Origin of the sequence: Pseudomonas sp. PI1 (genome assembly GCF_000812405.1) — a bacterium.
In the GTDB taxonomy this organism is placed as follows: domain Bacteria; phylum Pseudomonadota; class Gammaproteobacteria; order Pseudomonadales; family Pseudomonadaceae; genus Pseudomonas; species Pseudomonas citronellolis.
The window spans coordinates 24,355-45,971 of the sequence record NZ_JWMC01000100.1 but is presented as its reverse complement, the minus strand read 5'-3'; the positions used below and the strand labels follow the sequence as shown (position 1 = coordinate 45,971).

The 21,617-nt window shown below is 71.6% G+C and carries 16 protein-coding genes; all 16 read right to left on the bottom strand.

The window, feature by feature from the left end; translation table 11 throughout:
* Positions 1–5: 5 nt before the first annotated feature.
* The 16 genes from RN02_RS34505 to RN02_RS29620 all read right to left on the bottom strand — a co-directional run bounded on the left by RN02_RS34505 (position 6) and on the right by RN02_RS29620 (position 21,242).
* Complete coding sequence (locus RN02_RS34505) at positions 6–137, bottom strand: hypothetical protein (RefSeq protein ID WP_256204820.1); 132 nt, start codon at positions 135–137, stop codon at positions 6–8.
* Complete coding sequence (locus tag RN02_RS29690; protein WP_052267944.1) at positions 130–1,593, bottom strand: MFS transporter; 1,464 nt, start codon at positions 1,591–1,593, stop codon at positions 130–132. Before RN02_RS29690 ends, RN02_RS34505 begins: the two co-directional genes overlap by 8 nt.
* A gap of 11 nt (positions 1,594–1,604) precedes the next feature.
* Positions 1,605–2,807, bottom strand: coding sequence for an acyl-CoA dehydrogenase family protein (locus tag RN02_RS29685; RefSeq protein ID WP_043318985.1), 1,203 nt, complete (start codon positions 2,805–2,807; stop codon positions 1,605–1,607).
* Positions 2,808–2,833: 26 nt separating this feature from the next.
* Positions 2,834–4,237 (bottom strand): LLM class flavin-dependent oxidoreductase, encoded by a 1,404-nt coding sequence (locus tag RN02_RS29680; protein WP_043318928.1) that lies wholly within the window; start codon positions 4,235–4,237, stop codon positions 2,834–2,836.
* Entirely contained in the window at positions 4,215–5,876 is a 1,662-nt protein-coding gene (locus RN02_RS29675; protein WP_043318926.1) for a dipeptide ABC transporter ATP-binding protein, read from the bottom strand. Before RN02_RS29675 ends, RN02_RS29680 begins: the two co-directional genes overlap by 23 nt.
* On the bottom strand, positions 5,873–6,760 hold the full coding sequence (locus tag RN02_RS29670; RefSeq protein WP_043318923.1) for an ABC transporter permease: 888 nt from the start codon (positions 6,758–6,760) through the stop codon (positions 5,873–5,875). The genes RN02_RS29675 and RN02_RS29670 overlap by 4 nt, the downstream gene beginning before the upstream one ends.
* Positions 6,761–6,773: 13 nt before the next feature.
* Positions 6,774–7,832, bottom strand: coding sequence for an NADP(H)-dependent aldo-keto reductase (locus RN02_RS29665; protein ID WP_043318921.1), 1,059 nt, complete (start codon positions 7,830–7,832; stop codon positions 6,774–6,776).
* Between the two features lie 20 nt (positions 7,833–7,852).
* Entirely contained in the window at positions 7,853–9,199 is a 1,347-nt protein-coding gene (locus RN02_RS29660) for an LLM class flavin-dependent oxidoreductase (RefSeq protein ID WP_043318920.1), read from the bottom strand.
* Entirely contained in the window at positions 9,196–10,572 is a 1,377-nt protein-coding gene (locus tag RN02_RS29655; protein WP_152623844.1) for an acyl-CoA dehydrogenase family protein, read from the bottom strand. Before RN02_RS29655 ends, RN02_RS29660 begins: the two co-directional genes overlap by 4 nt.
* 2 nt (positions 10,573–10,574) lie before the next feature.
* The gene (locus tag RN02_RS29650) at positions 10,575–11,507 is read right to left on the bottom strand and encodes an ABC transporter permease (protein ID WP_009619626.1); all 933 of its coding nucleotides are present in this window, start codon (positions 11,505–11,507) and stop codon (positions 10,575–10,577) included.
* Entirely contained in the window at positions 11,504–13,225 is a 1,722-nt protein-coding gene (locus RN02_RS29645) for an ABC transporter substrate-binding protein (RefSeq protein WP_043318917.1), read from the bottom strand. The genes RN02_RS29650 and RN02_RS29645 overlap by 4 nt, the downstream gene beginning before the upstream one ends.
* Before the next feature lie 130 nt (positions 13,226–13,355).
* Entirely contained in the window at positions 13,356–15,419 is a 2,064-nt protein-coding gene (locus tag RN02_RS29640; RefSeq protein ID WP_082033923.1) for a TonB-dependent receptor family protein, read from the bottom strand.
* 687 nt (positions 15,420–16,106) lie between these two features.
* Positions 16,107–17,819 (bottom strand): dipeptide ABC transporter ATP-binding protein, encoded by a 1,713-nt coding sequence (locus RN02_RS29635; protein ID WP_043318916.1) that lies wholly within the window; start codon positions 17,817–17,819, stop codon positions 16,107–16,109.
* Positions 17,819–18,676 (bottom strand): ABC transporter permease, encoded by an 858-nt coding sequence (locus RN02_RS29630; RefSeq protein ID WP_043318913.1) that lies wholly within the window; start codon positions 18,674–18,676, stop codon positions 17,819–17,821. Before RN02_RS29630 ends, RN02_RS29635 begins: the two co-directional genes overlap by 1 nt.
* Positions 18,673–19,656 (bottom strand): ABC transporter permease, encoded by a 984-nt coding sequence (locus RN02_RS29625; RefSeq protein ID WP_043318912.1) that lies wholly within the window; start codon positions 19,654–19,656, stop codon positions 18,673–18,675. Before RN02_RS29625 ends, RN02_RS29630 begins: the two co-directional genes overlap by 4 nt.
* On the bottom strand, positions 19,653–21,242 hold the full coding sequence (locus tag RN02_RS29620) for an ABC transporter substrate-binding protein (RefSeq protein ID WP_043318979.1): 1,590 nt from the start codon (positions 21,240–21,242) through the stop codon (positions 19,653–19,655). Before RN02_RS29620 ends, RN02_RS29625 begins: the two co-directional genes overlap by 4 nt.
* Positions 21,243–21,617: the final 375 nt, after the last annotated feature.

The window sequence follows — 21,617 nt, the reverse complement described above, 5'->3', positions numbered from 1 at the left end:
GTCCTTCAGGCATGGGTCAGGGGCAGCAGGTAGCGGGTCACCGGGAAGGCCGTGCCGTCCTCCCCGAAGACCCGCGAGGCGTTGCTTTGCGGGGTGAAGCGAACAGCGTGGATCAGCGCGGGAATGGGCTCAGCCATGGGCGGTCTCCTTGGGGCATGCACTATCGGCGAGCGAGGGCCTGGCGCGGCCGCTGACCGAGGCTCCGGCGGCTTCGCCCAGGCGGCGGAACGACAGCGCCGAGGCGGCGCACAGCAGCGCCCCGGCGAGCATTGCCAGGGACAGGTCGGCGACCTGCGGCCGGGCATGGCCCTGGGCGTGCATGACCAGCCCCAGCAGGCTGGCGGCCAGGCCCACCGCCAGGCTCATGGCCAGTTGCATGGACATCGCCGACAGGCTGCTGGCGCGGCTGGCCAGCTCGCGCGGCACCTCGCAGAAGGTCAGCGCGCCCAGGGTGCTGAACTGCAGCGAGCGCAGCAGGCCGCTCAGGTACAGCAGCCCCAGCAGCAGCCACAGGGGTGTGTCGGCGCGCAGTAGGGCGCAGCCGACGATGGACAGGGCGCAGAGCAGCGCGTTGCCGACCAGGGTGCGGCGGAAACCCAGGCGCTGGACGATGCGCACCGAGAGGAACTTCACGCTCAGCGCGCCGGCGCCGCCGGCGAGGGTCAGCAGCCCGGCGTCCAGCGCCCCCAGGCCGAAGCCCAGCTGCAGCATCAGCACCATCAGGAACGGCTGCGCGGCGCTGCCCAGGCGGAACAGGTTGCCACCCCAGATCGCTGTGGCGAAGGTGGGGATGCGCAGCAGGCCGAGGTCGATCAGCGGCGCTGCGTGGCGCCGGGCATGGCGCCAGTAGGCCAGCGCGGCGCAGGTGCCGGCGGCCAGCAGCGCGGCCACCGCCGGCAGCGGCAGCAGGCGGTGGCCCAGGGCCTCGAAGCCGAACACCAGCGCCGCCAGGGCGCAGCCGCTGAGCAGGAAGCCGCGGCGGTCCAGGCGCCGCTGCGGATCGCCCGGGAAGTCGGGGACGAAGCGCAGGATCAGGACGATGCCCAGTGCGCCTATGGGCAGGTTGACCAGGAAGATCCAGTGCCACGACAGCAGGTCCACCAGCAGCCCGCCCAGTGGAGGGCCGAGCAACGGCCCGACCAGCGCGGGGATGGCCAGCGCGGCCATGTTGCGCAGCAGGGTGTCGGGCGTCGACCAGCGCAACAGCAGCACCTGGCCCACCGGCGCCATCAGCGCCCCGGCGGCGCCCTGGGCCAGGCGCGCCAGGGACAGCTGCAGCAGCGAGGTGGACGCCGCGCAGGCCAGCGAGGCGAGCATGAACAGGCCGATAGCCGCCAGCAGCACCCGGCGCGGGCCGAAGCGGTCGGCCACCCAGCCGCTGACCGGCACGAACAGCGCCACCGCCAGCAGGTACAGCGACACCACCAGGTTCATGCGCACCGCGGCCTCGCCGAAGTCGGCGGCCATCTGCGGTAGCGCGGTGAGCACCGCGGTGCTGTCCAGCAGCTCCATGAACAGCGCGGCGCCGGTGATCATCGGCACCAGGCGGCCGCCGCGCGCCGGGGCGTCGGTAGCGGGGAGCAGGGGGCGCATGGCTGCGCCCATCAGAACAGCCCCGAGGTCGGCGGCTCGCTGCCCTTCAGGCGCCAGGCGCCGACCACCGCGGCCTTCCAGTGGCGCGGGTTGTGGTTGGCCAGGGTGCGGGCGTTGCGCCAGTGGCGGTCGAGGTTGTGCTGGCGGCCGGTGGTGGAGGCGCCGCCGACGTCGAACAGCAGTTCGGCGGCCTTGAGCGCCGATTCCACGGCGATGTACTGGGCCTGGGCCACTTCCACCGCGGCGAGGTTCACCGCGTCGTGCTCCAGGCCCGCCGCCCAGGCTTCGTCGAGGCGCTCGGCGGCGCGCAGGATCACCGCCTCGGCGGCCAGGGCGCGGGCGGAAATCTCGCCCACGGCGAATTCCACGTAGGGGTCGTCCACCGAGCGTTGCGCGCTGCTGTGCTTGATCGGCCGGGCGTGGTCGCGGGCGAAGGCCACGGCGTCGGTCAGGGCGTTGCGGGCGATGCCGGCTTCCACCGCGCCGAGGAACAGCTGCAGGAAGGGTGTGACGATGGAGCGCTGGCCTTCCTCCACCACCCGCGGGCGGATTTCCCCCGGCTGCACCAGCAGGTCGTTCAGGCGCGTGGTGCCGCTGGCGGTGAGGCGCTGGCCCATGGCGTCGAAGTCGTCCAGCAGTTCCAGGCCCTCGCGGTCGCGCGGGACCACGAAGGACACCGGCCTGTCGTCCTCGTCCAGGGCCACCGCGCTGACCCAGTCGGCGTACAGCGAGCCGGTGCTGTAGAACTTGCTGCCGCTGGCGCGGAAGGCCTCGCCGTCGCGGCGCAGGCGCGCGCTCACCGCGCCGTTGGCGCCGCCGATCTCCCAGCCGGCGTTGCCGAACACCTCGCCGGCGAGGAAGCGCGGGAACCAGCGCTGCTGCTCGGCCTGGTCGCCGCGGGCGAGCAGGCCTTCGATGAAGGCGAAGCTGGGGCGCAGCGACTGGGCGACGTTGGAGTCCACCGCGGCCAGGTCGATGACGAACTGCACGGTGTCGCGCACGCTGGCGCCGGCGCCGCCGTACTCGGCGGGGATGCGGAAGCACAGCAGGCGGTCGGCGGCCAGGGCGCGCACCTGTTCGTGGGGCAGCTGGCGCAGGCGCTCGCGTTCGGCGGCGCCCTCGGCGATGGCGGCCAGGCGCGGCACGGCGCGGCGGCGCAGCTCGGCCAGGTCGAGGGTGGCGGGGGGCAGGGTAGTTGCGGCGGATGTGGGCATCTTCGGGTCCATCTCGGAAAAAGGGATCAGGCCGGCGCCTGGGCGAAGCGCAGCGGCGCGCTGGCCTGGCGCAGGGCGGCCGGGTCGCGGTAGCGGGCGCCATGGTGGTCGGCGGGCAGGCGCGCGTGGCCGGCGCCGAACAGCCGTTCGCGCAGGGTCTCGCCGTCGTTGTAGGCCTCGCGGAAGCGGCCGCGGCGGCGCATCTCGGGCACCACCAGCTCGATGAAGTCGCGCGCGGTGTGCGGGGTGAGGAACTGGCGCAGGTTGATGCCGTCGATGCCGTCCTCGTCGAGCCATTTCTCGATCTCGTCGGCCACCACCTTCGGCGTGCCGGCGACGAAGAAGCGGCCCTCGTCGAAGCCGCCCAGGCGCTTCACCAGCTGGCCCACGGTGGCCTGCGGGTCGCTGGCCAGCAGCGCCGCCCAGGGCCCGCCGCCGGGCAGCTCGGCCAGCGGCGTGTGCGCCGGGAAGGCGGCCAGGTCGACGCCCGACTGCATGTGCGCCAGGGCGCCGTCGAGGCTCTGCAGGCGCCGGTAGTCCTCCAGCTTGGCCTGCACTTCCAGGTCGTTGCGGCCGACGATCACCGCCGCCTGGACGATGAACTTGATGCCCGCCGGGTCGCGCCCGTGGGCGCGGGCGCGTTCGCGCATGTGGGCGATGTTGCGGCGCACCGCGGCCGGGGTGGGGCCGCCGGTGAACACCACTTCGGCGTGGCGCCCGGCGAACTCGGTGCCGGCCGGCGAGCCGGTGGCCTGGAACAGCACCGGGGTGCGCTGCCGCGAGGGCTGGCAGAGGTGCGGGCCGGCGACCCTGAAGTGCTCGCCGACGTGGTCGATGTAGCGCACCTTGGCCGGGTCGGTGTAGATGCGCCGCTGGCGGTCGGCGATCACCGCGTCGTCGTCCCAGGAGCCTTCCCAGAGCTTGTAGAGCACGTCCAGGTATTCGTCGGCGATCTCGTAGCGGCGGTCGTGGGGCACCTCGTCGTCCAGGCCGAAGTTGCGCGCGGCGTTGGGCAGGTAGGAGGTGACGATGTTCCAGCCGACGCGGCCGCGGGTCAGGTGGTCGAGGGTGCTCATGCGCCGGGCGAAGGCGAAGGGCGGCTCGTAGGTGGTGGAGAAGGTGGCGCCGAAGCCCAGGTTGCGGGTCACCGCGGCCATCGCCGGGATGACCAGCAGCGGGTCGTTGCTGGGCACCTGCACGGCTTCGCGCAGGGCCGTCTCGGGGCCGCCGCGGAAGCGGTCGTAGACGCCCACCACGTCGGCCAGGAAGACGCCGTCGAAGGTGCCGTGCTCCAGCAGTTGCGCCAGTTCCGTCCAGTAGTCGATGTCGTTGAAGCGGTGCCGCTGGTTTTCCGGGTGGGCCCAGAGGCCGTGGACGATGTGGCTGACGCAGTTCATCTCGAACAGGTTAACGTGCAATGGCTTCGACACGGATGCGGCGCTCCCGGGGTTGCGGCAGGTGGGGGATGGCGCCCAGCAGGGCGCGGGTGTAGTCGTGCTGCGGGCGGGCGAAGACCTCGCGCACCGGGCCGCTCTCGACGATGTGGCCGTCCTTCATCACCAGCACGCGGTCGCTGACGTGGCGCACCACGCCCAGGTCGTGGGAGATGAACAGGCAGGCCAGGCCCAGGCGCTGCTTGAGGTCGGCGAGCAGGTCGAGGATCTGCGCCTGCACCGAGACGTCCAGCGCCGACACCGGCTCGTCGCACACCAGGATTTCCGGCTGCGCCGCCAGGGCGCGGGCGATGGCGATGCGCTGGCGCTGGCCGCCGGACAGCTCGATGGGCCGGCGCTGCAGCATGCCCGCCGGCAGGCGCACCAGTTCCAGCAGTTCGCGCGCCCGCTGCTGGCGCTCGGCGCGGCTGCCGCCGGCCCGGGCCAGGGCCTCGTCGAGGACGCGGGCCACGCTGTAGCGCGGGTCGAAGGAGGCCAGCGGGTCCTGGAACACCACTTGGATGCGGCGTCTCTCGCGGCGCTGGGCGAGGGTGTCGAGGGCGCTCCAGGCCTGGCCGCGCAGGTACACCTCGCCGCTGTCGGGGCGCTCCAGGCCGAGGATCATGCGGGTGAGGGTGGTCTTGCCCGAGCCGGATTCGCCGACGATGCCGAGGGTCTCGCCGGCGCGCAGGGTGAAGGAGGCGTCGGCCACCGCCTGCTGCGCCGCGCCGTTCGGACCGCGGAAGTGCTTGGCCAGCTGCCGCGCCTCCAGCACCACCGGCTGGGCGCCGAGACTGGCCGGCGGCGGCTCGCTGGCGGCGGGCTGCGGCGCATGGCTGAGGTGCACCGCCGAGGCTGCGCGCAGCAGCGAGCGGGTGTAGGGGTGGCGCGGGTCTTCCAGCACCTGGTCGACCGGGCCTTCCTCGACTATCACGCCGTGCTGCATCACCGCCACGCGGTGCGCCAGGCGCGCCACCACCGCCAGGTCGTGGCTCACCACCAGCATGGCGCGGTTGCGCTGGCGCAGGCTTTCCAGCAGGTCGAGGACCTGCGCCTGGACGGTGGCGTCCAGCGCCGTGGTGGGTTCGTCGGCGATCAGCAGGTCGGGGTCGCAGGCGATGGACGAGGCGATCAGCGCGCGCTGGCGCAGCCCGCCGGAGAGCTGGTGCGGGTACTGGCGGGCGCGCAGTTCGGCCTCGGGCACGCCCACCGCGCGCAGCAGGTCGAGGACCTTCTGCTGGCGCCGCTCGCGGTCCAGACGGGTATGCAGGCGCAGCGGCTCGTCGATCTCGCGGCCCACCTGGCGTAGCGGGTCGAGCGAGCCGAGGGCGTCCTGCATCACGAAGCCGATGCGCGAGCCGCGCAGCTCGCGCCACTGGCGGCCGCCGAGGTTCAGCAGGTCCTGGCCGTCGAAGGCCAGGCGCCGCGCGCGGATCTGCGCGCCGGCGCCGGTGAGCCCGGCCAGGGTGCGCGAGGTGACGCTCTTGCCCGAGCCGGACTCGCCGACCAGGGCCAGGCATTCGCCGGGGTAGAGGCTGAAGGACACCTGCTGCAGCACCGGCTGGGCGCGGCCGAAGGCGACGTCCAGGCCGGCCACTTCCAGCAGCGGGCGGAACGGGTTGATCAGGGTGGTCATGGGCGTTTGCCCTCGCTGTAGCGCAGCAGGGCGCGGCCGAGCACGGTCACGGCGACCACGGTGAGGGTCACCGCCGTGCCCGGTGCCGCGACCAGCCACCAGGCGTTGGAGAGGAAGTTGCGGCCGACCGAGAGCATCGAGCCCCATTCGGGCGCCGGCGGCGGCGCGCCGAAGCCGAGGAAGCTCAGCGAGGCGCCGGCGGCGATGTTGGCGCCAATGCCCAGGGTGGCCAGGATCAGCACCGGGCGGATGGCGTTGGGCAGCAGGTGGCGCCAGATCACCGCCGGCCGCGACAGGCCCAGGGTGACCGCCGCCTCGACGTAGGCGGCGCCGCGCACCACCTTGGCCTGGGCCCGCACCAGGCGGGCGTAGCGCGGGATGCCGGCGATGCCCACGGCGAGCATGGCGTTGACCAGCCCCTGGCCCCAGAAGGTGATGATGACCAGGGCCAGCAGCAGTTCCGGGAAGGCCAGCAGCACGTCGATGCCGCGCATCGCCGCGGCGTCCAGCCAGCGCGGCCCGAGCCCGGCGGCCAGGCCCACGGCGATGCCGCCGAGCAGGCCGATGGCGGTGGCCGCCAGGCCCATCAGCAGCGATGGCCGGGCGCCGTGCACCAGGCGCGCGAGCACGTCGCGGCCGTTCTCGTCGGTGCCCAGCCAGTGCGCCGCGCTGGGCGCCTGGAAGGCGTGGCGGGCGCTGGCCAGCAGCGGGTCGGTGGCCACCAGCCAGGTCGGCGCCAGGCTGGCGAGCACCAGCAGCGCCAGGAACACCCCGGCCAGCGTCAGGCCCGGGCGGGCCAGGGCCGCGCCGAGGAAGGCGGGCAACTGGCGGCGCCGCGACGGCGCGGGCAGCAGGCGGGGTAGTGCGGTCGACGGACCGGCCATGGGCGTTCTCCTGTCAGGGCGCCGGGTTCGGCAGGCGCGCGTGGATGGCGTCGATGGCGGCGAGCGCCTCCGGCGTCAGCTGCAGCTCGGCGGCGTCGAGGTTCTGCGCCAGTTGCTCCAGGCTGGTGGCGCCGTTCAGCGCGCTGGCCACGAAGGGCTTGGCGATGACGAAGGCCAGGGCCAGTTGCGCCGGCGCCAGGCCCAGCTCGCGGGCCAGCTCGACATAGGCGCGGGTGGCTTGCTGCGCCTCGGCGCTGGCGTAGCGGGCGAAGCGGCCATAGGCGGAACCGGCGCTCAGGCGCGCGCCGGCCGGCTGGGCGCCGTCCAGGTACTTGCCGGTGAGCACGCCGAAGGCCAGCGGCGAGTAGGCCAGCAGGCCGATGCGCTCGCGGTGGCTGAACTCCGCCAGGCCCGTCTCGTACTGGCGGTTGAGCAGGCTGTAGGGGTTCTGCACGCTGAGGATGCGCGGCAGGCCCAGGCGCTCGGACTGCCTGAGGAACTCGGCCACGCCCCAGGGCGTTTCGTTGGACAGGCCGATGTGGCGCACCCGCCCGGACTTCACCAGTTCGGCCAGGGCGGTGAGGGTTTCGCCGATGTCGTCGCTCTGCTCGTCGTCCACCCAGGGGTAGTCGCGGGTGCCGAAGAAGTTGGTGCTGCGGCTGGGCCAGTGCAACTGGTAGAGGTCCAGGTAGTCGGTCTGCAGGCGGTCGAGGCTGCCGTCCAGGGCGCTGCGCAGGGTGGCCGGGTCGAAGCGCGTGGCGCCGCCGCGGATGTGCTGCATGTGCCCGCTCTGGCGCGGCGGGCCGACGATCTTGCTGGTCAGGACGATGTCCTGGCGGCGCTTGCTGCGCGCAAGCCAGGTGCCGATGAAGCGCTCGGTGTCGCCCCAGGTGTCGGCCCGGGACGGGGTGGGGTACATCTCGGCGGCGTCCACCAGGTTGACCCCGCGCGAGAGCGCGTAGTCGAGCTGGCGGTGGGCGTCGGCCTCGCTGTTCTGGTGGCCCCAGGTCATGCTGCCGAGGCCGATGACGCTGACCTTGAGGTCGCTGTTGCCGAGTGGGCGGTAGTTCATGCCGGTGGTCTCTCGCAGGTTCAGGCCGAGGCGGCCGCGGGTTGTTCGTAGCGGCTGGCCGGGTAGGGCAGGCCGAGGTGTTCGCGCAGGGTGCTGCCCTGGTATTCGTGGCGGAACAGCCCGCGCTTGCGCAGGCGCGGCACCACTTCGTCGACGAAGCTCTCCACGCCCGAGGGGAAGCTGTCGGGCATGATGTTGAAGCCGTCGGCGGCGCCGGCGAGGAACCATTCCTCCAGGCTGGCGGCGACCTGCTCGGGGGTGCCCACCAGCAGCCGGTGGCCGACCAGGATGCGCCGCGACAGCTGGCGCACGCTGAGGTTCTCGGCGCGGGCCAGGTTCAGCTGGGCTTCGAGGAAGCCGTGGGAGCCCTTCTCGAATTCGTTGACCGGGCCGATGCGCTGCCAGGGCAGCGGCGCGTCCGGGTCCAGCTCGCTGGCGTCGACGCCGATGCGCTGGGCGATCTGCCGCAGCAGGCCGCCTTCGCCCAGGTAGCTGTTCAGCCGCTCGAAGCGCTCCAGGGCCTCGGCCTCGGTGCTGCCGATCACCGTGGACAGGCCGGGCATGATCTTCAGGTGCTCGGGGTTGCGCCCCCACTGGCGGGCACGCTGCTTCATCTCGCGGTAGAAGGCCTGGCCGTCGGCGAGGGTGGTCTGGGTGGTGAAGATGGCGTCGGCGAAGCGCGAGCCCAGGGCCTTGCCGCCCTCCGAGGAGCCGGCCTGGAACAGCACCGGGCGGCCCTGGGGCGAGCGCGGCACGTTGAGCGGGCCCTTGACCGAGAAGTAGCGGCCGACGTGGTCGATGGCGTGCACCCGGGCCGGGTCGGCGAAGCGCCCGGAGGCGGCGTCGCCGAGGATGGCGCCGTCTTCCCAGCTGTCCCACAGCTTGAGGGTGACGTCGACGAACTCCTCGGCGCGGGCGTAGCGGTCCACGTGCAGCGGCGCGCCGGCCAGGCCGAAGTTCTGCGCGGCGGCGTCGCCGGCGTTGGTCACCACGTTCCAGGCCGCGCGGCCGCCGCTGATGTGGTCGACCGAGGCGATGCGCCGGGCCAGGTTGAAGGGTTCGTTGTAGGAGCTGGAGGCGGTGGAGATCACGCCGATGCGCTGGGTGGCCAGGGCCACCGCGGTGAGCAGCACGGTGGGCTCCAGGCGCCCGGCTGGCTGGCGGCCGACGTCGCCGGCTAGGGCCGGGCCGTCGGCGAGGAAGATGGCGTCCAGGGTGCCGCGCTCGGAGATGCGCGCGATGTTCTGGTAGTAGCCCACGTCCAGGTAGGCGGTGGGCGGCGCCTCGCCGGTGCGCCAGGCCGCGGCGTGGGCGCCGAAGCCGAGGATGTTCATGCCGATGCTCATTTGCCGCTGTGCGTTGCTCATGCCGGGGTCTCCTCGGTGCTAGGGGCTTGCTGTTGCGCGGCCTTGGCGGCGGCGAAACGCTCGCTCCAGGCCTCGCTGGGAAGGGTGCCGTTGAGGTGGTAGTCGCCCAGGTAGGCCTCGCGCAGGATCGCCGGGTTGTGCGAGGCCAGGGTGCGGGCGTTGCGCCAGTGCCGGTCCAGCCGGCGGCCGCTGCTGGTGGCCGAGGCGCCGCCGACCTCGAAGAGCAGGGTGGCGGCCTCCAGCACCTGGGGCAGGACGATCTGCTGCGCCTGGTAGGCGTGGATGTCGGCCTCGGCGTACAGCTCGCGGCTGGCGGTGCCCGCGCGGTGCGCCTGCCAGGTGCGTTCGAGGGTGGCCGAGACGGCTTCCACCAGCGCCTCGGCGGAGAACGCCAGGCTGCCCAGGCGGCCCACCACGCGCTGCACCAGCGGGTCCTGGCGCGGCTCGGAGCGGCCGGGAATGCCGAAGGCGCGGGTGCGGCCCTGGACGAAGGCGACGGCGTCGCGCAGCACCGCCCGGGCGATGCCGGCCAGGGTGGCCAGGTGCACCTGCTGGTAGAAGGCGGTGATGTAGCTGTCGCTGCGCCCTTCGCCGAGCTTGAAGCGGCGGAACAACTGGTGTTCCTCGACGCGGACCTTGTCGAAGCGGGTGGTGCCGCTGCCGGTCAGGCGCTGGCCGAAGCCGTCCCAGTCGTCCAGGCGGGTGACGCCGGGCGCGTCGGTGGCCACGGCCACGGCGACGTGTTCGTCGCCGTCGCTGGCCGACACGGCGATCCAGTCGGCGTAGAGGGTGCCGGTGCAGTAGTACTTCTCGCCGTCGAGCAGCCAGTGGTCGTCCTCGCGGGTAAGGGTGACGCTGTTGCCGGTGACTTCGCTGCGCTCGGCCATGGCCGCGCCGAACAGCTCGCCGCCGACGATGCGCGGGAACCAGTGCTGGCGGCTGGCTTCGTCGTCGTCGTTGAGGCGGCCTTCGACGAAGCCGAAGTGCGCGCGGAAGATCTGCGGCAGGTTGGAGTCGGCCTCGCCGAGGCGGCGGACCAGGCGGAACAGCTGCGGCAGGTTGGCGCCCAGGCCGCCGTAGGCCAGGGGGATGCGCAGCGCGCCGAAGCCGGCCGCGCGCAGCCAGGCCACCGGCTCGTAGGCCAGCTCGCGCTGCTGCTCGCGCTCGATGGCGCCGGCGGCGATGCGCTGGAACACCGCTTCGAAGCGTTGCAGCAGGCCGTTGTCGTCGGAGTGCGCCGGCGCACTCGCGGCGGCGGGAAGGTCGTCGGGGAAGATCATCGCGGTGTCCTCGGGGCGGGCGATGGAAGGGGGCGGCGCCTGGTGGGCGTCGAACAGTTGGCGCAGCTGGGCCAGGGCGATGCTCGCGGTCATGCTCATGCCTCGCTCACCCGCGGGTCGACCAGGGCGTTGAGCAGGTCCACGGCCAGGTTCACCAGCACGTAGATCGCCGCCGCCAGCAGGGTGATGCCGAGCACCACGGGCACGTCCTTGTCGTTCACCGCGTTGAGCATCAGTCGGCCGATGCCCTGGCGGGCGAACAGGTTCTCGGTGATCACCGCGCCGCCCAGCAGCGCGGCGAAGACGAAGCCGGACAGGGTGATCAGCGGCGTCAGCGCATGGCGCAGGGCGTGGCCCAGGCGCACGCCGGCCTCGGACAGGCCGCGGGCGCGGGCCATGGCGATGAAGGGCTGTTCGAGGATTTCCTCCAGCTCCTGGCGCAGCACCTGGGCCAGCACCGCGGCCACCGGCAGGGCCAGGGTTAGGATCGGCAGCACCAGGCTCTTCCAGCCGCGCGAGCCGGTGGGCGGCAGCCAGTGCAGCTGGAAGGAGAACACCAGCAGCAGGAGGATGCCGAGCACGAAGCTGGGCATGGACGACAGCAGCAGCTCGCCGCCGGAGGCCAGGCCGCGGGCCCAGGGCGCGCGGTTGGCGGTCAGCACCGCCGCGCTCACCGCCAGCAGCACCGCGGCCAGCGCCGCCCACAGGGCCAGCTGGGCGGTGGCGCCGACCTGCCCGGCGATGGCCTGGGCCACCGGGATGCGCAGGCGGTACGACTCGCCCAGGTCGCCCTGGACCAGGCGCCCCAGGTAGTGGGCGTATTGCACCGCCAGCGGCTGGTCCAGGCCGTAGTCGCGGCGCACCTGGGCGATGGCCTCGGCGGTGGGCATGGCGTCCGGTCCACCGAGGATGGCCAGGGCCGGGTCGCCGCCGCTGACGTTGAGGGCGACGAAGGTCAGGCTGGCGGCGCCCCAGAGCACCGCCAGGCCGCCGAGGAAACGCCAGAGGACGCGGCGCAGGGCATTCATGGTTGCGGCTCCCGGTCCAGCCAGACGCTGGTGAAGAAGGGCACGTTGTGCGAGCTGTCGAACACCACGCCCTTGACGTCTCGGCGGTAGGCGATGGTCAACTGGCTTTCGTACACCGGCACCGCCGGCACCACTTCGGTGAGGCGCTGCTGGGCGGCGCTGTACAGGCGCTGCTGCTCGGCCGCGTCGGTGCTGCGGCGGGCGCGGGCGAGCAGGTCGTCCAACTGGGCGTCGCGCAGGCGCGCGCTGTTCTGCCCGATCAGCTTCGGCGTGGCGATGGAGTTGCTGTGGTAGAGGATGTACAGCCCGTCCGGGGTGTTGGTGTGCCAGTAGCCGCCGACCAGCGCCTGGTAGTCGCCGGCGTAGCGCAGGTCGTTGACCTGGGCCTGGGGCAGCACGCGCAGGCCCAGGTCGATGCCGATTTTCTTCGCGTCGGCCTGCATGGCCACCGCCACGTTGGCCGGCAGCGCCGGGCTGTCGATCATCAGCAGGGTGGCGGCCAGGCGCCGGCCATCGCGGCTGCGGTAGCCCTCGGCGTCGCGCGCGGTCCAGCCGGCCTCGTCGAGCAGGGCGTTGGCCGCGGCCACGTCGTAGCTCAGCGCGTTGCGCCAGACCGGGTCGTAGAAGCGGGTGTTGGCGGCGAGGAAGTCGGCCTTGACCTGGAACTCGCCGAAGCCGCTGATCCAGGCCAGGCCCTCGCGGTCGATGGCGCGGGCCAGGGCCTTGCGCACGCGCACGTCGTCGAAGGGGAAGCGCTCGACGTTGAAGGTCAGGCTGCGCACCGGGTTGCCCTTGCGGATGCGGCTGCGCAGCACCAGTTGCGGGTCCTTGCGGATGGCCTGGGCGTTCTGCGTCGGCGCGTCCAGGGTGAAGTCGTACTGCCCGGAGACCAGCGAGCTGTAGCGGATCAGCGCCTCGGGCACGAAGCTCAGCTCCAGGCGCTCCAGGTAGGCCGGGCCCTGGTGGCGCAGCACCGGCGGCGCCCAGTGGTAGCCGGCGCGGCGCACGAAGCTGGCGCCCTGGTCGCGGGTGTAGCTTTCCAGCACGAAGGGCCCGGAGCCCACCGGATGGGCGGCGATGGATCTGGGGTCTTCGAGGATCTGCTTCGGCGAGATCATCCCCAGCCAGGACTGCGCCAGCACGTCGAGGAAGGGCGAGTAGGGCTCGCGCAGGGTGGCCTGGAAGGTGTACTCGTCGAGCACCTTGCCCGACTGGTAGGGCGCGATGTAGGCCGCGGCCAGCGGCGACTTGGTGGCCGGGTCGCGCATGTGTTCGAGGTTGACGCGCACGGCCTCGGCGTTGAACTTGCTGCCGTCGCTGAAGCTGACGTCGTCGCGCAGGTGGAAGGTGTAGGTCAGGCCGTCCGCGGAAATCTCCCAGGACCTGGCCAGCCAGGGCGAGACCTTACCCTGTTCGTCCTGGTACACCAGGCAGTCGTAGAGGATGCGCCCCAGCCACTGCACGTTGCCGTGGGACAGGGCGTGGATGTCGAAGGAATAGGTGTCCAGCGCGGCGCTGGCGCGCAGCGTGCCGCCGGGCTTGCCGGGGGCCTGCTCGTGGAAGTCCGCGGCGGGGTAGCTGAGCTGGCCGTCCTTGAGGGTGCCGGTGTCGAGGGCGGCGCCGCCGGCGCTGGGCCCTTCGTCGGCGGCCGGCGAGCAGCCGGCCAGCACGGCGGCCAGCAGGGCGCCGGCCGCCAGGGGCAGGAGTCTGTCGATCATGCCGGCCTCCGCGGGAGGGCCGGTGGGGTGTGCGGTGTCGATGGCATCTACGGTGTCCCTGTTGCCAGGCGGGCGGCGGATCGCGCCGCCCGCGTCAGTGCGCGCCGCCCCGGTCGGGCGGCGCGGCCGGTCAGTAGCGCAGTTCGAGGCCGACGTAGGCGCCGATGCCGTCGCCCGGGTAGAGGGCGGCGACGTCCTTGCCCTTGGCGTCGTACTGCGGCGCCACGGCGGTCACGTACTTCTCGTTGGCGAGGTTCTTGAGGTCGAGGGAGACCTTCCAGTCCTTCTTCGGCGCCTCGTAGCCGACCCCCGCGCCGAAGATGGTGTAGGAGGGCGCGTAGAAGCTGTTGGCGTAGTCCACCGCGGTGCGCGAGGCGGAGGTGACGTTGACGCCGCCGTAGAAGCCGCTGGGGTGCTGGTACTGCAGTTCGCCCTGGTAGACGTGCTTGGGAATGCCCGGCAGCTGGTTGTCGCCGAAGGTGTCGTCGTGGCGGTAGTAGAAGTCGTTGTAGGTGTACGCCTGGCGCCAGCTGATCTTCTCGCCGATGCTGTTTTCCCAGAGCAGGGTGTTCAGCCCGGCCTCAATGCCCTGGTGGATGGTCGGGCTCTCGGCGTTGAAGGCCGAAGTGACCGCTGCGGTGGTGGCCGTGGCGGGAATGATCTGCACGTTCAGCAGCTCGTCGCGGATCCACGAGCGGTACAGCGCCAGGCTGCCGTCGAAGATGCCGTGGGAGCCCTTGATGCCGACCTCCAGGGTGTTGGCCTTCTGTTCCACCAGCGGCTTGACGAAGGGCGTGGCGGCCGCCGAGTTGGAGTACTGCCAGGACGCCGGCGGGTCGATGGAGCGGCTGAAGTTGCTGAACAGCTGCAGGTCCGGCGTCAGTTGGTAGCGCAGGCCGATGCGCGGCGCGGCGCTCCAGTTCTCGTAGGTGTCCTTGCTCGGGTAGCCGCTGGTGTTGCTGGTGTTCACGTACTTGATGTCGGTGCTGCGGCGCACGTTGATGAAGGACAGGCCGGTGGTCAGCCAGAGGTTCTCGGTCAGCTCCAGGTCGTTGCCGAAGGAGAAGACGTGATCGAAGGACGAACCGTAGTCCACCACCTTCACCGGCTGCTTGTTGGCCCGCGTCGAGTCGACTCCGCCCTTGATGTGCTCGGTGGAGGTGAAGGCCGCGCTGGAGCGGCTCTCGTGGCCGAACCACTGGTCGCTGCGCGCGTAGTTGAGGACGAAGCTCAGGTCGTGCCAGTCCCAGTAGCTGGGGTTGGTCGGGCTGTCCGGGCTGTTGTTGTGCGGGTAGTCGTAGTAGACCAGGCCGACGTCCAGCCTGGAGTCGTCGTCGAAGGTGTAGGTGGTCTTGCTGCCGACCCAGGTGCTGCCCGGCCGGCGGCTGCCGGCGCCGCTGCTGGCGGCGGTGGGGCTGGCCTTGTCCGGGTCGTGCTTGAGCTGCTTGAGGGTGATGGCGCTGGGGTCGTTGTGGTACTCGTCGCGGTAGCGCACCAGCAGGCGCGTCTCCAGCTTCGGGTTGAAGCGGTAGCCCAGGTTGAGCACCACGCCCTGGCTCTTCGACAGGCTGTAGTCGCGGTAGCCGTCGTTGCGGTAGTTGTCGACGTTGGCGTAGTAGTCGAAGCCGCCGACCACGCCGCCGGCGCTGAGCACTTCCTTCTGGTAGCCATAGCTGCCGGCCTCCAGCCGCAGGCGGGTGCCGGGCGCGCTGTAGCCGGTCTGGTTGACGAAGTTCACCGCGCCGCCGAGGGTCAGCGCGCCGTACTGGAAGGCGTTGGCGCCGCGCAGGATCTCGGTGTAGTTCACCCCCGAGCCGTTGAGGAACTCGTAGGGCGTACCGCCCGGGCCGGTCAGCGGCAGGCCGTCGAAGAGGAACTTGATGCCCTCGCGGAAGTAACCCGGCGAGGTGTTGGCGCCCGAGCCGCGGATGGAAATCTTCGCCGCGTCGTTGCCGCCGGTGGACTGCACGAACACGCCGGGCTGGTAGGCCAGGGTGTCCTGCAGGTTGGCGGTGCGCCCCTTGGAAAGCTGCTCGCTGTCCACCACGCTGACGCCGCCGGGCACGTCGGCGAGCTGGTTGCGCGCCGCTTCCACCGGGGTTTCCTTCTGCGCCTGCACCACTACCGTCTGCAGGCGGGTACCGCTGTTCTGCTTGCTGCTGTCGCTGGCATCGCTGCCTGCGGTTTCGGCCATTGCCTGGGTCCCCACCAGCAATACCGCCGAACCGAAACTTGCCGACCAGAATGTTGCCCGGCGAATAGCCACGGCAAGTTTCCCCCACTCACCCCCAGAATAATTAACCACCAACTTCGAATCCTCATGGAATAGATAAAGTAATTGGCTTTCTATTCGTATAGTCATGCTCCATCTGTACTTGAGCAGGACTCGTGCCAAGTAGTTAAGTCCTTTTAAATCAATGTATTGGTGGTTTTTATGGGTTTTTGTCTGCTTGCGTTGGATCAACAGGTGCTGATGTTCTGTTGGTTTGTGCGCAGTGTTTGGGTTATATGCAAATAACGGGGTGTTGGGTGGCGGGAAGTTGTATTGCGGGGGCGGGGGAAGTTGTGGTGTTTTTTTCGTAGGAGCGAGCTTGCTCGCGAACAGGGTCAGCCGGTCGGAGGTGGTGCCTGTCCTGAAGAGCGCCCTCTCCCTAACCCTCTCCCTGAAGGGAGAGGGGACCGTTCGGTGTGTTCGGGTGCTCTGGAGTTCGCCGGATGCTGTGGTACCCGGCTGAAACCTCGCTTTCAGTCGGCACGGACAAAGCCCCCTCTCCCTTCAGGGAGAGGGCTGGGGAGAGGGTACGGAGTCAACCTCCCACACCAGCCTCACCGGCTGACACCGTTCGCGAGCAAGCTCGCTCCTACAACAGCAGCGCCCCCCTCAAACCGCCAACCCCCACAACCAGCGCTCCTCGAACGGCGGCTCCAGGTCGACGCTGGCCGGTGCCAGTTGCGCCACCTTCGGTCGGCCCTCAGCCGGCAGTTGCGGCACCGAGGCCAGCAGGCGCTGGGTGTAGGGATGCTGCGGGTTCCGCAGCACCGCCTCGGTGGGGCCGGCCTCGACCACCTTGCCTTGCAGCATCACCAGCACTTCGTCGCTGAGGTGGCGGATCACCCCCAGGTCGTGGGAGATGAACAGGTAGGCCAGGCCCAGTTCGTCCTGCAGGTCGGCCAGCAGGTCGAGCACCTGGGCCTGCACCGAGACGTCCAGCGCCGACACCGGTTCGTCGCAGATGATCACCTTCGGCTGGCTGGCCAGGGCGCGGGCGATGGCCACGCGCTGCCGTTGCCCGCCGGAAAGCTGCAGCGGGCGACGTTGCGCCAGTTCCGCCGGCAGGCGCACCTGGCGCAGCAGCTCGGTGATGCGCGCCGGGCGCCGAGCGGCTTCCAGGCCGCCGGCCTGGAGGGCGTCGTCGAGCACCTGGCCGACGCTCCAGCGCGGGTCGAAGGAACTCAGCGGGTCCTGGTAGATCACGCTGATGTCGCGCCGCCGTGGGCGCCGTTCGCGCTCGGCGATGCGCTGCGCGGCGGCCGCGTTCCAGGGCTGGCCGGCGAACGCCACGCTGCCGGCGTCCGGCTCCAGCAGGCCGAGGGCGATGCGCGCGGCGGTGCTCTTGCCCGAACCGGATTCGCCGACGATGCCCAGGGTGCGTCCGGCGTGCAGGCGGAAGCTGACGTCGTCGAGCACCTGCCGCCATTGCTGGTCGGGGCCGCGGTAGCGCTTGCCGAGGCCGCGGGCTTCCAGCAGCACCTGTGGCTGTGCGACCTCCGCGCGGCGCACCGCGGGAGCCGCGCCGGGCGTCAGCCGCGTGCCGCGCGGGCGGTTGGCGGGGATCGCCTCCAGCAGGCTGCGGGTGTAGGGGTGGCGCGGCGCGTGGAGAATCTGTTCGATCGGCCCCTGTTCCACCACCTCGCCGTGGCGCAGCACCAGCACCTCGTCGGCGAGCTGGGCGACCACCGCCAGGTCGTGGCTGATCAGCAGCAGCGAGTCGCCGCGCGCCTTCACCTGCTGCAGCACGCCGAGAATCTGCGCCTGCACGGTGGCGTCCAGCGCGGTGGTCGGCTCGTCGGCGATCACCAGGCCCGGGTCCAGGGCCAGGGCGCTGGCGATCAATGCGCGTTGGCGCAGGCCGCCGGAGAGTTGTTCGGAGCGTTGCCGGGCCCGCAATGCCGGTTCCGGCACGCCGACCTTCTCCAGCAGCTCCAGCACGCGCTGCTGGCGGCTGTGGCGGTCGCCCCAGCGGTGGGTGGCGAGCACTTCGAGGATTTCCTGGCCCACCGGGCGCAGCGGGTCCAGGGACACCAGGGCGTCCTGCAGCACGAAGCCGATCTCGCGGCCGCGCAGTTCGCGCCAGCGCCGCTCGTCCAGGGCCAGCAGGTCGCGCCCGGCGTATTCCAGGCGCCGCGCCTGCACCCGCGCGCCGGCGCCGGCCAGGCCCACCAGGCTGCGCGCCAGCACGCTCTTGCCCGAGCCGGATTCGCCCACCAGCGCCAGCGCGCGGCCTGGCGGCAGGGTGAAGGACAGGCGGTCGAGCACGCGGTGCTCGCCGAAATGCACGGACAGGTCTTCGACTATCAGCGGTTGGCGCGGCATCAGCGGCGGCCCTCCAGGCGTTGTTGCAGGTAGCGCCCGGCGACCGTGGTCGACAGGGTGGTGAGGACGATGAACAGCCCGGGGAAGAAGGTCAGCCACCAGGCGTTGACGATGAAGTCGCGGCCCATGGAGAGCATGGTCCCCCATTCCGGCGCCGGCGGCCGCGCGCCCAGGCCGAGGAAGCTCAGCGCCGAGGCCCAGACGATGGCGTGGCCCACGCCCATGGTCAGGGTGACGATCAGCGGGCGCATGGCGTTGGGCAGTATCTGCCGGGCGATGGTGCGCCACGGGCCGTGGCCCAGGGCGCGGGCGGCCTCGATGTAGCCGGCGTGGCGCACCGCCAGGACCTGGCCGCGGACCATGCGCGCGTAGCCCGGCGCGCTGCCGATGCCGGTGGCGATGATCAGCGGGCCGATGCCGCTGCCGAAGATGGCGACGAAGAGCAGGGCGAGGATCAGGCTGGGGAAGGCGAACAGCACTTCCAGCAGCCAGCCGATGCCGCGGTCCACGGCGCCGCCGGCCAGGCCCGCGGCGAGCCCCAGGCCGATGGCGATGCTCATCGCCAGGGCGGTGGCGGCCAGGCCAATGGTCAGCGACTGGCGCGCGCCGTGGATGACCCGCGCGTAGATGTCGCGGCCGGACTGGTCGGTGCCGAACCAGTGGGCCCAGCCCGGCGCGCTGAACGCCTCGCGCGGCTGGATGGCCAGCGGGTCGCCGTGGGCGAACAGCTGCGGGAACAGCGCGGCGGCCACCAGCGCGGCCAGGAAGGTCGTCGCCAGCAGCGCCGGCCAGGGCAGCGCGCGGGCCTGCCGGCGCGGCGCCAGGGGCAGTTCGAGTGTGGGGGCGAGTTCGCTCATGCCGCGCTCCTTTGCAGGCGGGGGTCGACCAGTTCGTAGAGCAGGTCGACCAGGATGTTGGCCAGCACGTAGCCGGCGGCGACCACCAGGGTGATGCCCAGCACCAGCGGCAGGTCCTGGCTCTGCACGGCCTGGAACAGTTGGCGGCCCAGGCCCTTGCGGGAAAAGATCACCTCCACCACCACCGAGCCGCTGAGCAGCGCGCCCAGCGCCCAGCCCGACAGCGAGATGGCTGGCAGCACCGAGTGGCGCAGGGCGTGGCGGTAGCGCACGGCGCGGTCGCTGAGGCCGCGGGTGCGCGCGGAGAGGATGAAGGGCTGCTCCAGGGTGATCTCCAGGGCCTCGCGGGTGACCTGGCCGATGAAACCGGCCAGTGGCACCGCCAGCGCCAGGGCCGGCAGCGCCAGGCTGCGCAGGCCGTCGCTGCCGGCCGGCGGGAACAGCTGCAGGCCGAAGGCGAAGGCGGCCAGCAGCAGGATCGCCAGCCAGAACTGCGGCAGCGCCGCGGCGAGGGTCTCCAGCAGCGAGGCCAGGCCGCCGAACCAGTGGCGGCGGCCGGCGCTGAGCAGCGTCCAGCCCAGCACCATGAGCCAGGCCAGGACCAGGGCGGCGAGGGTCAGCTGCAGGGTGGGGCCGGTCTGCTCGGCGAGGATGCGCGTCACCGGCAGGTGCTGCGAGTAGGACACCCCGAGGTCGCCGCGCAGCAGGTGGCCCAGGTGGATGGCGTACTGCACCGCCAGCGGCCGGTCCAGGCCGTATTCGCGGGTGGCCTCGGCGATGGTTTCCGGGGTGGGGTTGCCGCTGGGGCCGCCGAGGATGGCCAGCACTGGGTCGCCGGGCATCAGGCGCAGGGCGAAGAAGGTCAGGCTGGCGGCGGCCCACAGCACCAGCAGGCCGCCGAGCAGGCGCCAGGCGGCGTGGCGGGCCAGGCGCAGCAGGCGTTCGCGGCGCGGGTCGGGAGCGGTAAGGGTCTGGCTCATGGGTTCACCCAGGCGTCGTAGAGGGAGGTGACCGCCAGCGACGGCTCCAGGCGCACGCCGTGGGCGCGCTTGTAGATGCCCAGGTGGGTGCTCTGCGGGTAGGTGGTCAGCTGCAGGTACTGGCTGGAGGCGAGGGCCTGGGCCTGGTGGTACAGCTCGCGGCGGCGCTCGCCGTCCTGGGTGGCCAGGGCCTGCTCCACCAGGGCGTCGAAGCGCGGGTCGTCGAAGCCGGCGGTGTTCTGGTGGTAGCCGCGCACCCCGGCCGGGCGCAGGAAGGCCGAGCCGAAGATGATCCGCAGCACGTCCGGGGTGTTGGTGTTCCAGTAGCCCAGGCGGATGTCGTAGTCCCAGTCGGCCTGGCGCTGCTGGGCGAGTACGTCGCTCATCTGCTCGATGATCACCTCGAAGCCGGCGCGGCGGGCGGTGGCCTGCACCTGCTCCCACAGGCTGAACTCCGAGGGCGGCGTGCGGTTGCCCATGATCACGTGGACCTGCAGGCGCTTGCCGCCGCGGCTGCGGTAGCCCTCGGCGTCGCGCCCGGTCCAGCCGGCGGCGTCGAGCAGTTGCTCGGCGCGCTGCGGGTCGTAGTCCTGGGCGTGCTCGAAGTCGGCGCTGTAGAAGGGCGTGGCCGCGCTTAGCGGGCCGCCGGCGCGGGGGAATTCGCCGAAGTACACGCTCTTCAGCGCCGCGTCTATGTCGGCCGAGCGGATGAAGGCCTCGCGCACGCGGAGGTCGTCGAAGGGCGCGCGGGTCATGTTGAGGGTGCCGTTGGTGGGGTTGCCGGGGCGCTGGGCGACCAGCAGCGACACCTCCGGGTTGGCCCGCGCCGCGGCGTGGGATTCCGGCGGCACGCTCTCGATCACGTCCACCTCGCCGGCCTGCAGCGAGGCGAAGCGCACCGAGGGCTCCTGGATGAACTTCCAGACGATGCGTTCCAGGTACGCCGGCCCCTGGTGCGCCGCGGTGGGCGGCGCCCAGTGGTAGTCGGGGTTGCGTTCCAGCAGCACCTGGCTCTGCCGGTCCCAGCGCACCACCTTGAACGGGCCGCTGCCCACCGGGCTCTCGCAGTTCTCGTCGCGCGGGCGGCGCAGCGCCGTGGGCGACTGGATGCCGAGGAAGCCCTGGGCCAGCACTTCGAGGAAGGCCGCGTAGGGCGTGGCCAGGTGCACCACCGCGGTGTGCGCGTCGGGCATGTCGGTGCCGCGGTACTGGCGCACGTAGCCGCCGGCGGTGCTGGACTGGGTGCGCGGGTCGACCATGTGGTCGAGGTTGGCCTTCACCGCGTTGGCGTCGAACGGCGTGCCGTCGCTGAAGCGCACGTCGTCGCGCAGGTGGAAGGTGTAGCTCAGGCCGTCGGCGGAGACTTCCCAGCTTTTCGCCAGCCAGGGGCCGATGCGGCCTCGTGCGTCCATGGACACCAGCGAGTCGAGGAACTGCCGGCCGAGGAATACCTGGGGCATGTCGCCGGCGACGTGGGGGTCGAGGCAGATGGGTTCGCGGTCGGTGGCGTAGGTGAGTGTGCCGCCGCTGACCGGGGTGTCGCTGTGGGCCTGGTGGTCCTGCGCGTCGCGGCAGCCGCCGAGCATTGCGGCGAGCAGCAAGGGCAGGGCGAGGGCCAGGGGCTGTGGGGGTGTTCGTCTGGGCTTCAAGCGTGGGCAGCCTTCTGCAGGTGGAAGACGGGGCGGCGTGCGCTCGCAGAGCGGCCGCCCAGGCTGCGTTGCACAAGCCATGCCCGGCCTGGAAGGCCCGTTTCAGCGGGTTGCGCCGCGATTCCGCGCTGCTGCGCGGGCAGTTTGTCGATTCGCTGTTGCTGGCTGAGCAGCGGGCGGTTGGCGGCGGGTTGTGAAGCGATCAACAGCGCGGCAACAGATGTTCCTTCGAGTACAGCGTGCCTTTTCTCAACTGATTGATTCATAAGGAATTAATGCTTGGCATGGATTCTGCGAAAGCGCTGTCGAGCA

What these genes read in the sequence shown, in the direction of transcription:
- RN02_RS29655 (WP_152623844.1), bottom strand. Translation starts at nt 10,572, where the DNA reads ATGACCGCGAGCATCGCCCTGGCCCAGCTGCGCCAACTGTTCGACGCC.
- RN02_RS29670 (WP_043318923.1), bottom strand. Translation starts at nt 6,760, where the DNA reads ATGGCCGGTCCGTCGACCGCACTACCCCGCCTGCTGCCCGCGCCGTCG.
- RN02_RS29645 (WP_043318917.1), bottom strand. Translation starts at nt 13,225, where the DNA reads ATGATCGACAGACTCCTGCCCCTGGCGGCCGGCGCCCTGCTGGCCGCC.
- RN02_RS29620 (WP_043318979.1), bottom strand. Translation starts at nt 21,242, where the DNA reads ATGCTCGGCGGCTGCCGCGACGCGCAGGACCACCAGGCCCACAGCGAC.
- RN02_RS29650 (WP_009619626.1), bottom strand. Translation starts at nt 11,507, where the DNA reads ATGAATGCCCTGCGCCGCGTCCTCTGGCGTTTCCTCGGCGGCCTGGCG.
- RN02_RS29630 (WP_043318913.1), bottom strand. Translation starts at nt 18,676, where the DNA reads ATGAGCGAACTCGCCCCCACACTCGAACTGCCCCTGGCGCCGCGCCGG.
- RN02_RS34505 (WP_256204820.1), bottom strand. Translation starts at nt 137, where the DNA reads ATGGCTGAGCCCATTCCCGCGCTGATCCACGCTGTTCGCTTCACCCCG.
- RN02_RS29675 (WP_043318926.1), bottom strand. Translation starts at nt 5,876, where the DNA reads ATGACCACCCTGATCAACCCGTTCCGCCCGCTGCTGGAAGTGGCCGGC.
- RN02_RS29625 (WP_043318912.1), bottom strand. Translation starts at nt 19,656, where the DNA reads ATGAGCCAGACCCTTACCGCTCCCGACCCGCGCCGCGAACGCCTGCTG.
- RN02_RS29640 (WP_082033923.1), bottom strand. Translation starts at nt 15,419, where the DNA reads ATGGCCGAAACCGCAGGCAGCGATGCCAGCGACAGCAGCAAGCAGAAC.
- RN02_RS29665 (WP_043318921.1), bottom strand. Translation starts at nt 7,832, where the DNA reads ATGAACTACCGCCCACTCGGCAACAGCGACCTCAAGGTCAGCGTCATC.
- RN02_RS29685 (WP_043318985.1), bottom strand. Translation starts at nt 2,807, where the DNA reads ATGCCCACATCCGCCGCAACTACCCTGCCCCCCGCCACCCTCGACCTG.
- RN02_RS29690 (WP_052267944.1), bottom strand. Translation starts at nt 1,593, where the DNA reads ATGCGCCCCCTGCTCCCCGCTACCGACGCCCCGGCGCGCGGCGGCCGC.
- RN02_RS29635 (WP_043318916.1), bottom strand. Translation starts at nt 17,819, where the DNA reads ATGCCGCGCCAACCGCTGATAGTCGAAGACCTGTCCGTGCATTTCGGC.
- RN02_RS29660 (WP_043318920.1), bottom strand. Translation starts at nt 9,199, where the DNA reads ATGAGCAACGCACAGCGGCAAATGAGCATCGGCATGAACATCCTCGGC.